This is a genomic window from Clostridium intestinale DSM 6191, from assembly GCF_900130055.1.
GTDB classification, from domain to species: Bacteria; Bacillota; Clostridia; order Clostridiales; family Clostridiaceae; genus Clostridium_T; species Clostridium_T intestinale.
On sequence record NZ_FQXU01000025.1, the window covers coordinates 14,020 to 28,397 of the forward strand.

At 30.8% G+C, this 14,378-nt stretch carries 13 protein-coding genes; 3 read left to right on the forward strand and 10 right to left on the reverse strand.

The annotated features are described in order from the left end of the window. Positions 1-5: 5 nt before the first annotated feature. The 4 genes from BUA92_RS22210 to groES form a co-directional block, all read right to left on the reverse strand. Entirely contained in the window at positions 6-1,223 is a 1,218-nt protein-coding gene (locus BUA92_RS22210; protein WP_073022813.1) for a type II secretion system F family protein, read from the reverse strand. A 17-nt stretch (positions 1,224-1,240) separates the two neighbouring features. Then, a complete protein-coding gene (locus tag BUA92_RS22215) occupies positions 1,241-2,923 on the reverse strand; it encodes a GspE/PulE family protein (RefSeq protein WP_073022814.1) in 1,683 nt (560 codons plus the stop codon). Between the two features lie 278 nt (positions 2,924-3,201). Then, on the reverse strand, positions 3,202-4,827 hold the full coding sequence (groL, locus tag BUA92_RS22220; protein WP_073022815.1) for a chaperonin GroEL: 1,626 nt from the start codon (positions 4,825-4,827) through the stop codon (positions 3,202-3,204). A 16-nt stretch (positions 4,828-4,843) separates the two neighbouring features. After that, the gene (groES, locus tag BUA92_RS22225; protein ID WP_021800347.1) at positions 4,844-5,128 is read right to left on the reverse strand and encodes a co-chaperone GroES; all 285 of its coding nucleotides are present in this window, start codon (positions 5,126-5,128) and stop codon (positions 4,844-4,846) included. A gap of 321 nt (positions 5,129-5,449) precedes the next feature. On the opposite strand from groES, the gene BUA92_RS22230 reads away from it, so the two are divergent. Then, positions 5,450-6,118, forward strand: coding sequence for a TIGR01906 family membrane protein (locus BUA92_RS22230; protein ID WP_073022816.1), 669 nt, complete (start codon positions 5,450-5,452; stop codon positions 6,116-6,118). 51 nt (positions 6,119-6,169) lie between these two features. Here BUA92_RS22230 and msrB read toward each other — a convergent pair whose 3' ends face one another. From msrB to BUA92_RS22250, 4 genes are all read right to left on the reverse strand, one after another. After that, on the reverse strand, positions 6,170-6,616 hold the full coding sequence (gene msrB / locus BUA92_RS22235; protein ID WP_021800345.1) for a peptide-methionine (R)-S-oxide reductase MsrB: 447 nt from the start codon (positions 6,614-6,616) through the stop codon (positions 6,170-6,172). After that, on the reverse strand, positions 6,600-7,916 hold the full coding sequence (locus tag BUA92_RS22240) for an O-antigen ligase family protein (RefSeq protein ID WP_073022817.1): 1,317 nt from the start codon (positions 7,914-7,916) through the stop codon (positions 6,600-6,602). Before BUA92_RS22240 ends, msrB begins: the two co-directional genes overlap by 17 nt. Before the next feature lie 11 nt (positions 7,917-7,927). Further along, entirely contained in the window at positions 7,928-8,626 is a 699-nt protein-coding gene (locus tag BUA92_RS22245) for a TVP38/TMEM64 family protein (protein ID WP_175550944.1), read from the reverse strand. 125 nt (positions 8,627-8,751) lie between these two features. Then, a complete protein-coding gene (locus BUA92_RS22250; RefSeq protein WP_073022819.1) occupies positions 8,752-10,242 on the reverse strand; it encodes a 4Fe-4S dicluster domain-containing protein in 1,491 nt (496 codons plus the stop codon). 255 nt (positions 10,243-10,497) lie between these two features. Between BUA92_RS22250 and BUA92_RS22255 the strand changes: the two genes are divergently transcribed. Beyond that, the gene (locus tag BUA92_RS22255) at positions 10,498-10,791 is read left to right on the forward strand and encodes a hypothetical protein (protein WP_073022820.1); all 294 of its coding nucleotides are present in this window, start codon (positions 10,498-10,500) and stop codon (positions 10,789-10,791) included. A gap of 64 nt (positions 10,792-10,855) precedes the next feature. Here the strand turns inward: BUA92_RS22255 and BUA92_RS22260 are convergent, their stop codons facing one another. Beyond that, on the reverse strand, positions 10,856-11,755 hold the full coding sequence (locus BUA92_RS22260) for a DNA-3-methyladenine glycosylase family protein (protein WP_073022821.1): 900 nt from the start codon (positions 11,753-11,755) through the stop codon (positions 10,856-10,858). A 264-nt stretch (positions 11,756-12,019) separates the two neighbouring features. Between BUA92_RS22260 and BUA92_RS22265 the strand changes: the two genes are divergently transcribed. After that, a complete protein-coding gene (locus BUA92_RS22265; protein ID WP_073022822.1) occupies positions 12,020-13,066 on the forward strand; it encodes a bifunctional transcriptional activator/DNA repair enzyme AdaA in 1,047 nt (348 codons plus the stop codon). A 376-nt stretch (positions 13,067-13,442) separates the two neighbouring features. Here BUA92_RS22265 and BUA92_RS22270 read toward each other — a convergent pair. Continuing rightward, the coding region (locus tag BUA92_RS22270) for an FAD-dependent oxidoreductase (RefSeq protein ID WP_073022823.1) at positions 13,443-14,378 on the reverse strand (936 nt) is incomplete at its 5' end.

Consider the following 14,378-nt stretch of genomic DNA (forward strand, 5'->3'; position numbering starts at 1 on the left):
ATTTGTTAACGTTGAATATTGTTGATTCCCTCCATCATACTTGTTAATGGCAGAATCATTGATAGTACTATAATTAAAACAATTGCTGATAGTATTACTATCATCATTGGTTCTATAGATGAAACTAACTTGCTAGTGGCGTTTTCCACCTCCCCATCATAGAACTTGGAGGTTCTTTCTAAAACCTCTTCCAAGGTTCCAGTTTCTTCTCCTAAGTTTATCATCTGAGTAAGCATAAGAGGAAAAAGTTGCATATCCTCTAGGGTCTTCCCTATGGCATTTCCCTTTTTGATATCCTCTTTTGCAAGGTTTAATTTATTTTTTATATGAAGATTTCCTACAACCTTAGCTGATATTTCTAATGACTGGATTACCCCAAGTCCTGAAGATATCAATATAGATAAAGTTTTAGCAAATCTTGCTGACACTATTTGTTTGTTTATTTCTCCAAAAACAGGTATCTTTAATCTATTAAAGTCCCTTTTTTCTATATAGGCTTCATCTCTATCTAACATGAATTTTTTAATTATATATATGGCGCCTGCTACTAATAGCACTAATATCCAGCTTCTAGTTAAGAATTTAGACAGCCCCATAACAATTTTAGTTAAGGTTGGTATATCTCCACCTATATCTACTAAGTTCTCTACAAAACTTGGAACAACAAATATAAGTAAAAATGCAACTATAAGGATAGCAAAGGCTCCTACAAATTTAGGATAACTTAAAGCACTTTTAACTTTTTGTTCCTGTTTATAGAGACTATCATAATATTCTGCTAAGTCTTCTATGATTTTATCTAATTTTCCTGAAGCTTCTCCAGCTTCAATTAAGTTAATCATCATTTCTGGTATATCTTTTTCATACTTTAGACAATCTGATAAACTTCTTCCTCTTTGTATCTGCTCTTTAGATCTTATTAGAACCTCTCTCATTTTCTTATTACTTGATTGCTCTATACATATTTCTAAACATCTTATAATAGGGGTTCCAGATCCTAATACAAAGGCAAATTGTCTACAAAATATTGATAAATCCTTTGTGGTTATCTTATTAAAAAGTTCTATATTCAAAGCACTTCTATCTACGAATTCCTCTACAGATACAGGATAATATTCTCTTCCTCTTAAGCTTTGAATAACATCCTCCCTGCTTATAGCCTCCATAGAACCTTTTATCTTATTTCCTTGTAAGTTTCTAGCCTCATAATTATAAATAGCCATTTACATCACCTTTATTTCTATTCCTTTAAGAAGGTAACTCTAAGAAGTTCCTCGACTGTTGTGATCTTATCTAAAACATGCTCTGTGCAAGCCATTTTAAGAGTTTTCATTCCATTTTTTATAGCTATATCTCTAAGCTCATCTGTATTTTTTTTATTATTAACAGCTTCTCTTAACTCTCTTTTAATTTCCATAATTTCATATATACCTATTCTTCCTTTATAACCTATGTTCTGGCATAAAGGGCATCCTTTTGCTCGTACAAGAGAAAGCTTTTCGTTTTTATTAATTTCCAACATCTCTTTTTCATATTCACTTGCCTCATATTCTTCAAAACAATGCGGACAAACTTTTCTAACTAGTCTTTGAGCTATTATTCCTGTTATAGATGTAGATATTAGATAAGGTTCTATGTTCATGTCCTCTAATCTAGCTATAGTTGATGGAGCATCGTTAGTATGAATTGTACTTAATACTATATGACCTGTTATTGCTGCTCTTATAGCTATTTCAGCGGTTTCATTATCTCTTATCTCTCCTACCATTACAATATCAGGATCTTGTCTTAATATACTTCTAAGACCTGAAGCAAAGGTTAAACCTGCTTTTGTATTTACATTAACCTGACTTATTCCTTCCATTACATATTCCACTGGATCTTCAACTGTTATTATGTTTTTATCTAAAGTATTTAACTCATTTAATAAAGTGTAAAGTGTGGTGGATTTACCACTACCGGTTGGACCTGTTGCTAGTATTATTCCATATGGTTTATCCATGATACTTGACAATAATTTCATATTGTAACTTGAAAGACCAAGCTCTTCTTTTTTTACTAGGAATGAACTTCTTGATAATATTCTTATAACTACTTTTTCTCCATGAATGGTTGGTAGTACAGATACTCTTAAATCCACTTCCTTATTATCTATCTTAGTTATTATTCTTCCATCTTGAGGAACTCTTTTTTCTGCTATATTAAGATTAGCTACTATTTTTATTCTTGTTATAAGAGAGCCTTGAGTTTCTTTAGGTATATCAAGAACCTTTTGAAGATTTCCATCTACTCTGCATCTTACTCTAACCCCATTTTCTAAGGGTTCTATATGAATATCAGAAGCTTTCATTCTTACTGCATTTTCAATTATGGTGTCTACAAGCTTTACAGCTGGAGCATCTTTAACCTCATCAAAATCTACATTAACTTCTTCCTTTTTTTCTCTAGCTTCTCTATCAGCTAAATTTTTAGCTGTTCTCTCTGCAACCTGTCTTGAATAATATCTTTTTATAGCTTCATTAATTGACTCTGAAGAATCCATAACTAATTCGGTATCTAAACCTGTGGCTATCTTTACATCTTCTATTGCTAATATATTAAATGGATCGCTAGTTACTAAGGTGATTTTATTTCCTCTTATCTTTATAGGAATAATTGTATGTTTTTTCGCTAAAGCCTCTGAAATCCTATAAACTGCATTTTCTTCAATAGGTGTAAAATCAAGATGTATTCTTGGTATAGCCATTTGCATTTCTAATATAGTAAGAATGTCATCCTCTGTTACTAGCCTTTTCTCTACTAATATCTGTCCTAATCTCTTGCCAGTAGTTGCCTGAAGTTTCAGTGCCATAGCTAAATCTGCTTCATTAAGTTTTCCACTATCTATAAGCAAATCTCCAAGCCTTTTTTTCTTTTCGCTCATTTAATCACCTACATATCTTATTACGATAATTTCATTATACAGTATATGTAAAACATTCAAAAGAAATATTTAGTGACTTTCCCAAAAAAAATATGGTATTTTTCTTCTTAATTCGACAAATTTCTTATTATTTCTTTTTTTATATTTTTAACAAATAATCTTACTCAATAACCCATTAAAGCTATCAAGAATTATTGTACCCATAATAAAATATTTAGTTGCATTAATTTTAAAAACAAAAAAAGAGACAGCTTTCGCTATCTCTTAATATCTCTATCTTAGTACATTCCGTCCATTCCCATTCCTGGTGCACCTGGCATTGGAGGATTTTTTTCTGGAATATCAACTACAGCTGCTTCTGTAGTTAAGAATGTTGATGCTACAGATGCTGCATTTTGAAGAGCACTTCTAGTAACCTTAGTTGGATCAACTATTCCATCTTTTATCATGTTTACGTATTGTTTAGATAAAACGTTGTATCCTACTCCAGCTTCACTGTTTTTAACTTTTTCTATTATAACAGAACCTTCAAGTCCAGCGTTTACAGCTATTTGTCTCATTGGCTCTTCTAAAGCTCTTACTATTATATTTATGCCTACTTGTTCATCAGCTTCTTCTGAAGTTAAAGTAGCTACTTTATTTATTACATTAACATAAGCAGTTCCACCGCCAGGTACTATACCTTCTTCAACAGCTGCTTTAGTTGCTGCAAGAGCATCTTCTATTCTTAATTTTCTTTCTTTTAATTCTGCTTCAGAAGCTGCACCAACTTTAACTACAGCTACTCCACCAGCTAATTTAGCTAATCTTTCTTGAAGCTTTTCTTTGTCGAAATCTGAAGTAGTTTCTTCTATTTGAAGTTTTATTTGAGCTACTCTTGATTTAATTTCTTCTTTGCTTCCTCTTCCATTAACTATAACAGTATTTTCTTTTGTTACTTTAATGCTTTCTGCTTGACCTAACATGTCTAAAGTAGTTTCTTTTAAATCTCTTCCAAGTTCATCAGAAACAACTTCTCCACCAGTTAGGATAGCTATATCTTGAAGCATGTCTTTTCTTCTATCTCCAAATCCAGGAGCTTTAACAGCTACACATGTAAATGTTCCTCTTAGTTTGTTTAAAACTAGAGTTGTCATAGCTTCTCCTTCTATGTCTTCAGCTATTATTAATAGCTTTCTTCCAGCTTGAACGATTTGCTCTAATATAGGAAGTATATCTTGTATGTTTGAGATCTTTTTATCTGTAATTAATATATATGGATTATCAAGATTTGCTTCCATCTTATCTGTGTCAGTTACCATGTAAGCTGAAACATATCCTCTATCAAATTGCATACCTTCAACTACATCTAATTCAGTTCCCATGGATTTAGATTCTTCAACAGTTATAACACCTTCGTTTCCAACCTTCTCCATAGCATCTGCTATTAATTGTCCTATAGTTTCATCAGCAGCTGAAACAGCAGCAACTCTTGCTATATCTTCTCTACCATTAACTGGTTTAGAGATTAATTGAATTTGTTCAACAGCTTTATCTACAGCTACTTTAATTCCATTTCTTATTTGCATTGGATTAGCACCAGCTGTAACATTTTTAAGTCCTTCTCTTATTATAGCTTGAGCTAAAAGTGTAGCAGTTGTTGTTCCATCTCCAGCTACGTCATTAGTTTTAGTTGCAACTTCTTTAACTAATTGAGCTCCCATGTTTTCATAAGCATCTTCTAGTTCTATTTCTCTAGCTATTGTAACACCATCGTTTGTTATTAAAGGTGTTCCGAATTTTTTATCTAAAACTACGTTTCTTCCTTTTGGTCCTAATGTAACTTTTACTGTATCAGCTAGCTTATCAACACCAGCTTGCATAGCTCTTCTTGCTTCTTCACCAAATACAATTGTCTTAGCCATTTATACATCCCTCCTATTATTCAACTACTGCTAAAATATCGTCTTGTTTTAATATTGTGTACTCTTCTCCATCAAGCTTAACTTCTGTGCCTGCATATTTAGAGTAAAGTACCTTATCTCCAATTTTAACTTCCATAGGAATTCTGCTACCATCAACAACTGCTCCAGGTCCTATTGCAACTACCTCAGCTTCTTGTGGTCTTTCTTTAGCAGCTCCAGTTAAAAGAATACCGCTTTTAGTTGTTTCTTCTGCTTCTAATCTTTTGATTACTACTCTGTCTCCAAGTGGTTTAATACTCATTTACAACCCCTCCTTAAATTTATAAAAATAATACTCTGCAAATTGTTAGCACTCATTTAAGTAGAGTGCTAATACTAATATTATAATAAATAATAAGCCTCATAAATTCAAATTAATTTATTCATTTTAAATCCCATTAAATCCTTATCTTCTTTAATTATCTTCCATTAATTAAGTTTTTCTTTAAAATGCTATTTTTTTCTATATATTTGTTGTGCATAACTATTTTAAAAAATTATGATACAATATCTTAAAAGCTTATTATAATTATTTACATGGGAAAACCATTTATTATTATTGACTAAAAGGAGAAACTTATTAATGAAAAAACTAAATTTTTCTACTATTTATAAGATATTTACAGAAATATGCCTATACTTTGTCTATTTTATCTTTTCTCTTACAGCAGCTTTTAAAATATTGATTAACTTTACACCTTTTTACGGATTTTTAATCGATATATTCAAAGTTACAGAAATAGTTAAAATCAGTAAAGAAAACATCTATTCTGATTTCACTAAGCTTATGGAGTACCTAAGAAGCTTTACTCCTATGAGGTTCCCCCTAGAGTACTTTAAATATTCTCCATCTGGTGAATTTCATTTTATGGAGGTTAGACTTCTATTTTTAAAAATGGACATCTTGTTTTGGATTTCTGTAGTTCTTTTATTAATAATTCTCTTTATAAATAGAAAAACTTTAAAATATATTTTTAATAACTATAAAAAATTCCTTATTTGTGCCTCAGGGCTATTGATAGCTTTCTCTATACCAGTAGTTTCTAACTTTAGCTGGGCTTTTGAGAAGTTTCATAAGATAGTTTTTAGTAATGATGATTGGCTTTTTGATCCTAAAACAGATCCAATAATCAATGCTTTACCTGAAGGTGTTTTTTTCAGCTACCTAATAAGTATATTACTAATCTTCCTAATTATATTATTAATTCCTATAATTATTAAAAAGATTTTTCCTAAACTTAATAATAGATAAAAATAAAATAGCTGTGGACTAATTTTTTTAGCACCACAGCCTTTTTAATTACTATTCTATAAATTTTAAATACTCTTCGTAACCTTCTTCTTTCATTTTTTCTTTAGGAATAAACTTTAAAGAAGCTGAGTTAATACAATATCTTAGTCCACCCTTTTCTTCTGGTCCATCGTTAAATACATGACCTAAATGTGAATCCCCTTCTTTACTTCTAACTTCCACTCTATGCATGCCATGAGTAAAATCTGCTTTTTCTTTAATTGTCTCTTTCTCTATAGGTTTTGAAAAAGCTGGCCATCCACAACCTGAATTATATTTATCAGTTGAAGAAAATAAAGGTTCTCCTGTAACGATATCTACGTAAATTCCTTCCTTAAACAAATCATCATATTCATTACTAAAAGGTCTTTCAGTAGCATTTTCCTGAGTAACTGCATACTGTATATCCGTTAACTTACTTTTTAACTCTTCCTTTGAAGGTTTAACATACTTCTTCATACTGCCCCTCCTTAGATTCAATAATTTTTTCAACTTTTTCTAGCACCTTAGAATTTTGAGCTAATCCTAGCCCCATCCAAAATAATGGTGCAACATTTACAACACTTATATTAAAAAAGCTTTGAATTAAATATCCAATAAAAGTTATGCTTATTATAAAGTTTATCTTACTTTTCCACATATTTTTTATATTATTCTTAAGGGATAAAAATATAAACACTAAATATACAATCAAGGCAGGTATTCCCATGGTAGCTGCTATTTGAAGAAATTCATTATGAGCCTTATCTATTATAGCTCCATAAGCTTCTATATACTCTTGTCCATCTTCTGGGAAATACTTTTCAATACTATATCTAAAGGTGTCAGTTCCACTTCCAATTAAAGGATTCTTTTCTATAGCTTTTAACGCAACCTTCCATATATACACTCTAGCTGATCCTAATGCTTCATTTGTTATCTTTCCATTTTTAAGAAGATCTCCGCTAGCAGATTTAGTATCATATATTAATTGATCGCTACGACTGCTTATTTTTTCTCCAGAGGTATAATCTAATATACCAAAAATACTAATAAAAGCAATCATAAGTATAAGAGCTCTAGTTAAATACTTTTTATTAAAGTTAATTATTATATAAACTGCACCTAATAATGAATAAGCTATAAATGCTATCCACCCGCTTCTTGTTAATGTGCATAGTAATGAAGCAAATAAAACCGCAGCTACCCCTATATACACTTTTTTACCCTTCAATATATATAAGACTATAGTGCAAGGTAAAAATAAGCTTATATAAGCTGATAAGAAATTTCTATGCCCTTGAGTCCCTATAGAATTAAAAAGCATTCTAGCATGATAACTATCCTTAGGTATAGGATCTATGTTATAGAATTGAAAAATAGAATATATTGAGATAATTACTGCTGGTACTAAAACAGCTAGGATTACTTTTTTATCAATCTCTAAATAATTTTTCCCACAATAATAAGTTAATCCATAAAATAATAGCATTATCACCCCTTCATACCTAATCTCCGTACCAAATATTGATACCATAGGTTTAATTGAAAAGATGGTGCTTAATAAGGCTATTCCTAAATATATAATCAACACTCTATCATTTTTATCTAAGCTTATGTTTTTTCTATCTCTTAATAAAATAAATATTAAAAGAAAATACATAATATATAGAAATATAGTTTTAGGTAAATAATAGCTGTCATCAGAGAATGGATGCATTATTAGAGGCATAGCTCCAGCTATTATAGCTAATATTAATGTTATTTCTTTTTTGAACATATAATCCCGCCTTAATCGTCAATTGAGGAAATTATCTTTTTCCCTGTTATTATACTTATCACAATAACTATTACACTTATAATAGCTATTATAGCAAGTAATTTCCAATTATCAAAGGATAACTTATATCCAAAAAAACTTGATACAAAAAGAGCCGGTATTCTAGCTATGGATGAATATATTATAAAATCTTTATACCTTATCTCTGAAACTCCACAAATATAGCCCAATATATCTTTAGGTATTCCCGGAATTAAATATGTAAAAAAAACTATTTTCCTAAGTTTTTTATCTCTTTTAGGATGTTCCTTCAATTTTTCAAGCTTATGTATTATCCAGGTATCTTTCTCTGATACAAGTTTATTTACAAATGGTTTACCTAGTTTTCGTGATATAAAAAAGACAATAGATGTACCTAAACAAATCCCCAAAAAAGACAATAAAAATCCTCTTATTGGGCCAAATATAAATCCTGCACTTATCTGCATTATATCTCCAGGTATAAAGAATATAACAATCTGAACTATCTGAAGTGCAATATATATTATAAAGCTATAGTTTCCATATCCTAATATAATTCCTTTAATACTTTCAATATCTTTAAATACCAAAACTATTTTAGAATAATATTGAACCATTAGCACAATAGCAGCAATAATTAGTGGAATTAAAAGCAATTTAATTTTTTGTTTTTTAATAAATTCTTTCATATATATCATCCCTTAAAACCTTATTTAGATAATTATATAAATAAATAATCTATAAAGAAAGAGCCTGTTGGTTACAAGCTCCTTAATTATTTCTTAATTATTATTCTATCCAAATATTGATGATTTTATCTCTCTAAATTAATATTATGAAATTCTTCTATCTTTTCATTAGATAATACTGTTTTTTTGCTTCCTTGTGTATTTAACTTATTAAATACAGTTTTAGCTCTCATTGGAGCTACCATTCTAGCCGCTCCATTTATACAGCCACCTTCACACATCATTCCTTCTATGAAGTTACCATCTAATCTTCCTACTTTTGCTAGAGTCATAGCTTTTTTAATTTCAGCTTCTCCACTAACCTTTACAGGTTTAAACTCTATTTCTATTCCTTTTTCTGAAACGAAGTTTTCAATAGCTGAAGTTAATCCTCCATGTATTCCAAAACCTCTACCAAATATAGATGCATCCTCTACAACCTCTGCTTCACAATTAGCTGGATCTACATCAAAGGCTTCTAAAAGTGCAAATAACTCTTCAAAGGTTAAAACATAATCAACTGCATCAGCTACAGATTCTCTTACAGCCTCACTCTTTTTAGCTGTACAAGGTCCTATAAATACCACCTTAGCTTCTGGATCTTTTTCCTTTATATATCTTCCTGTTGCAACCATTGGAGAAACTGTTCCAGATATTTTTTCAACTTGATCTGGGAATTTCTTTTCTATATAACTTAAGAATCCTGGACAACAGGAATTAGTCATGTATTTATCTCCATTTTCCATTCTCTCAACAAACTCATTAGATTCATGAACAGTAACAGCATCAGCTCCACATGCAGCTTCAACCATATCCTCAAAACCTAATTTCTTTATAGCATTTTTGATTTGTCCATAAGAAACCTTCACTCCAAATTGACCTGATATTGCTGGTGCTACAACAGCATACATCTTTCTTCCTTTACCTAATCTTTTAGCAACTGGTGCAATTAAACTCTTATCAGAAATAGCTCCAAATGGGCATGCAGATACACAAGCTCCACAGTTAATACAATCTTCTTCTTTTATTATGGCTCTTCTATCTTCAGTGTTTACTGCTAAAGCTCCTGTTGGGCATGATACCTTACAAGGTCTCATAACTTCTGAAATAGCATTATAAGGACACGCTGACTTACATCTTCCACATTCTTTACAAGTTTCTTGATTTATATAAGCTCGTCCTCCTACCATAGAAATAGAATTAACTGCACAAGATTCTAAACATCTATGTGCCAAACAATTTCTACATTGATCTGTAACTGTATATCTATTAATCGGGCATCTATCACAAGCAGCCTCTATAACATAAATTATCTGTTCATTTGGTCGTATGTCTATTAATTCACAATTTATCTTATCTCCATCTGCTAAATATCCTGCTGCTAATTTTGCTCTTTCAGCAACTATAGCTCTTTCCTTATATACACAACATCTGTATCTGGGCGTTTCATCTGTTATTATTTCATAAGGTATTTTTTCTAATTCTTCTTGATTTAGCCTATTTTCTTTAGCTAAAATTGCAACATTTTTTAATACTTCATGTTTCAATTTATTAAGTTGGGTTTCAAACTGGAACATTCTAACACTCTCCCATTTTTTAATATTACTTTATAATTATACCACATTTTATGTTAAAATAATAACAAACTTCGACTTATAGAAACTTTCTTAATGTGCCAAAATTACCTAAAGTTTATTATATTTTTACTACAGTTAATCCTTTTCATTTTCTATATTATTATCAAATTAAAGTTTTTAAGTAAAAGTTTACACTTCTAAGTTTTATTTATTTTGAAATAATATATAATATAAACTTATTTTATTGGAGGTTTTATGAACACTTTTATTTGCGCATTATGTGAAAGAGAAATTTCAGAACTAACAGAACATCATTTAATTCCTAGAGAAGAAGGTGGAAGACATCTTGGAACTATAATGATATGCAAACCCTGCCATGCTCAGATTCATGCTTTATATTCTAATAAAGAACTGGCACTACACTTATATAAACTATCATTACTTAAAGAAGATGAAAAAATTAAACGTTACTTAAAATTTATAAAAAAACATCCTGGTGACAGCCATATAAATATAAAGAAATCAAGAAATGTACGTAAAAAGAAATAAAAGAAAAGAGAGTACTCGACCCTCTTTCCAATGTATTACATATACATGTATTACAAATTTTGTATTACAATTTAATATTATTTTCTCTTGCATAATAGAATAGATACTGTTGAGCAAACCCAGAAAGTTCTTTAAATTTATCTCTCGCAAATATTCTTATTTTAGGTAATGACACATCTGGTGCTAAATAAAAATGTTGCATAGCTCTTTTTACCCATACATCAACTGGGAAAGATGAGTATTTTCTCATAGAAAAAAGCATTATACAATCTGCAACTTTTGCTCCAACCCCTTGAAACTTTTGAAGTTCAACATGACACTCATCATCACTTAAACTCTTTATTCTATCTAAACTAAATTCACTATCATTTCCCGCTTCAATAGCCACATTAACCTTTTCTACAGTATCAACTATGTATTTACTTCTAAATGAAGCTCCAGTATCTCTAATTTCATCTAAGCTTGCTTTTCTAAGCTCACTAGGAGTAGGAAATGCGTAATAAGTATTCCCTTTATACTCTAATTCTTTTCCCCATCTTTCAGATATCTTTTTAATAGTTTTCATTATTACTGGAATAGAGTTTCTCGCAGATATTATAAAGCTCACTACCAATTCAAATGGATCTTGATTTAATAATCTTATTCCATATCCATATTCAACAGCTTTATTTAAAAGTTCATCCTTAGATAACTCTTCCTTTATGCTGCCGTAGTCTCTTTCTAAATCAAAATAATCTATCCATATGTTCTCAAAATCTTCTTTGTTAGTATTATGAATTATTATAGTATCCTCTTTTTGCTCAAGCTCAATTACTTTCCCATAAACAACTCCGATGTAAGTGTTATCTTTAGTCTTTTCCCATCTAAAACATTGGCCACATTCAAAGGTCTGTTTTATATTAAAGTTTCTGCATTCTTTTAAAATTACTTTATCATCTAAAAACTCTACATTTTTAAAATCCATTCCTCAAACCTTACCTCTCTTAATTCTATATATATATTTAAAATTCTACCTATTTCTTTATTCTTACATGAAATCACATTAAGTATTCTACAATTTATTATATCATATTATAGCATATTTTGGCTTTTTTAATAAGCACAAAAATACTTGTTAATTTTTCGAAAGATATTTTTATAATTATTCTTTATAATAAAAATATGCACAGATTGCAATATAATAAATTTATTCACAAATTGCAATAATAAATAGAATGGGGAGATACATATGATTACTTCAGAGGATAAAAAGAAAGAATTTTATAAGGCCTTGTTAGATAAAAACCCTGCATATGACGGGACTTTTTTTGCTGGCATTAAAACAACAGGAATATTCTGTCACGCAACATGTACAGCAAGAAAACCAAAGTTTGAGAACTGCGAATTTTATTTAACTGCTGAAGAAGCATTATTATCTGGATTTCGTCCATGTAAAATATGCAACCCACTTTCCTATCCCAATAACATCCCTGAAGAAGTAACTCTATTAGTTAAGGAAGTTGAAAGAAATCCTGAAAAGAAATGGAAAGAATCAGATTTTCATGAACTTGGAATTCATTCTGCTACAGCAAGAAGAAAATTTAAGGATGTTTACGGTATGACCTTTGTTCAATATGCTCGTTCTAGGAGAATGGGGTTGGCCTTTAAGCAAATATTAGCTGGAGATAAAGTTATAGATCAGCAATTATCACTAGGATATGAATCCTCAAGTGGCTTTAACGATGCCTTTACAAAGATTATGGGAAACCCTCCAAAGAAAACTAAGGCTACACTTATAAATGCAAATATAATCTCAACTCCTATTGGACGAATGATAAGTTTATCTGATACAAATTATCTATATTTACTAGAATTTATGGATAGAAGAGGCTTAGAGAAAGAAATTGAAAAGTTACGCAATAAACACAATGCTAGAATAATACCTGGACAAACTGAAATCAACAGTAATCTTGAAGAACAATTGAAATTATACTTCCAAAGGAAACTACAAACTTTTTCAATCCCCTTATTTAAAGATGGATCACCATTCCAAAAACAAGTGTGGGAAATCCTTGAGACAATACCTTCTGGAACAACCTGCACCTATCAAGATATTGCTAATAAATTAGGTAACAAAAACTTCGTCAGAGCAGTAGGTAATGCAAATGGTGCAAATCAGCTAGCTATTATCATACCTTGCCATAGAGTAATAAAAACTAATGGCAATTTAGGAGGTTACGCTGGTGGAATTGAAAGAAAAAAATACCTATTAGAACTAGAAAAAAGTTCCTTCTAACCACTGCCCTGTAGAAGTTTCTTCTCAAGCTCTATTAGATTCCAGTTAACTTCTTTTCCAGTTAACTTCTTTTCCAGTTAACTTCTTTTCCAGTTAACTTCTTTTCCAGTTAACTTCTTTTCCAGTTAACTTCTTTTCCAGTTAACTTCTTTTCCAGTTAACTTCTTTTCCAGTTAACTTCTTCTATAAAAATACAGACGTCTCCTACCGAGCCGCTGTATTTTTATAGGGGTTTGTTCTAATCTATTAGTCATTTTGTATTTATAATATATCATTTCAATATAGTTATTTAGCAACAGTTTCTGAACTTACTAATAAATATAGATATAAAAAAACTGCAGAACTAATTTTTAAGGTTAGCTCTACAGTCTTATCTTTATTTTCTGCTTAAATATTCATGGATTCCATTAGCAGCTCTTTTTCCTGCTCCCATTGCTAGGATTACTGTTGCTGCTCCTGTTACTGCGTCTCCGCCTGCATATACTCCGTCTTTTGTTGTTTTCCCTGTTTCTTCTTCAACTACTAGGCATCTTCTTTTATTTATTTCTAATCCTTTTGTTGTTGAAGATATTAGTGGGTTTGGTGATGTTCCTAGAGACATTATTACTGTGTCTAGTGGCATTACAAATTCTGAACCTTCTACTTCTACTGGTTTTCTTCTGCCTGAGGCATCAGGTTCACCTAGTTCCATTCTTATACACTTCATGCCTGTAACCCAACCTTTTTCATCTTGTTGTATTTCTACTGGGTTTGTTAGAAGGTCAAAGATTATTCCTTCTTCTTTTGCATGATGTACTTCTTCTACTCTTGCTGGAAGCTCTGCTTCGCTTCTTCTATATACTATATGAACTTCTGCTCCTAGTCTTAAAGCTGTTCTTGCTGCATCCATTGCAACATTTCCACCGCCAACTACTGCTACTCTATCTCCTACTCTTATAGGAGTGTCGTAACCTTCTTTGAAGGCTTTCATTAGATTACTTCTTGTTAGGAATTCATTTGCTGATAGTACTCCGTTTGCATTTTCTCCTGGTATTCCCATGAACTTTGGAAGTCCTGCTCCTGAACCTACGAATACTGCTTCAAATCCTTCTTCTTCGAATAGTTGATCTATTGTTATTGTTCTTCCTACGATAACGTTAGTTTCTATTTCTACTCCAAGTTTCTTTACATTTTCTATTTCTGTTTTTACTACTGTTTCCTTTGGTAGTCTAAACTCCGGTATTCCGTATACTAATACTCCACCTGGTTCATGTAGAGCTTCAAATATCTTAACTTCATAACCTAGCCTTGCTAAGTCTCCTGCACAGGTTAA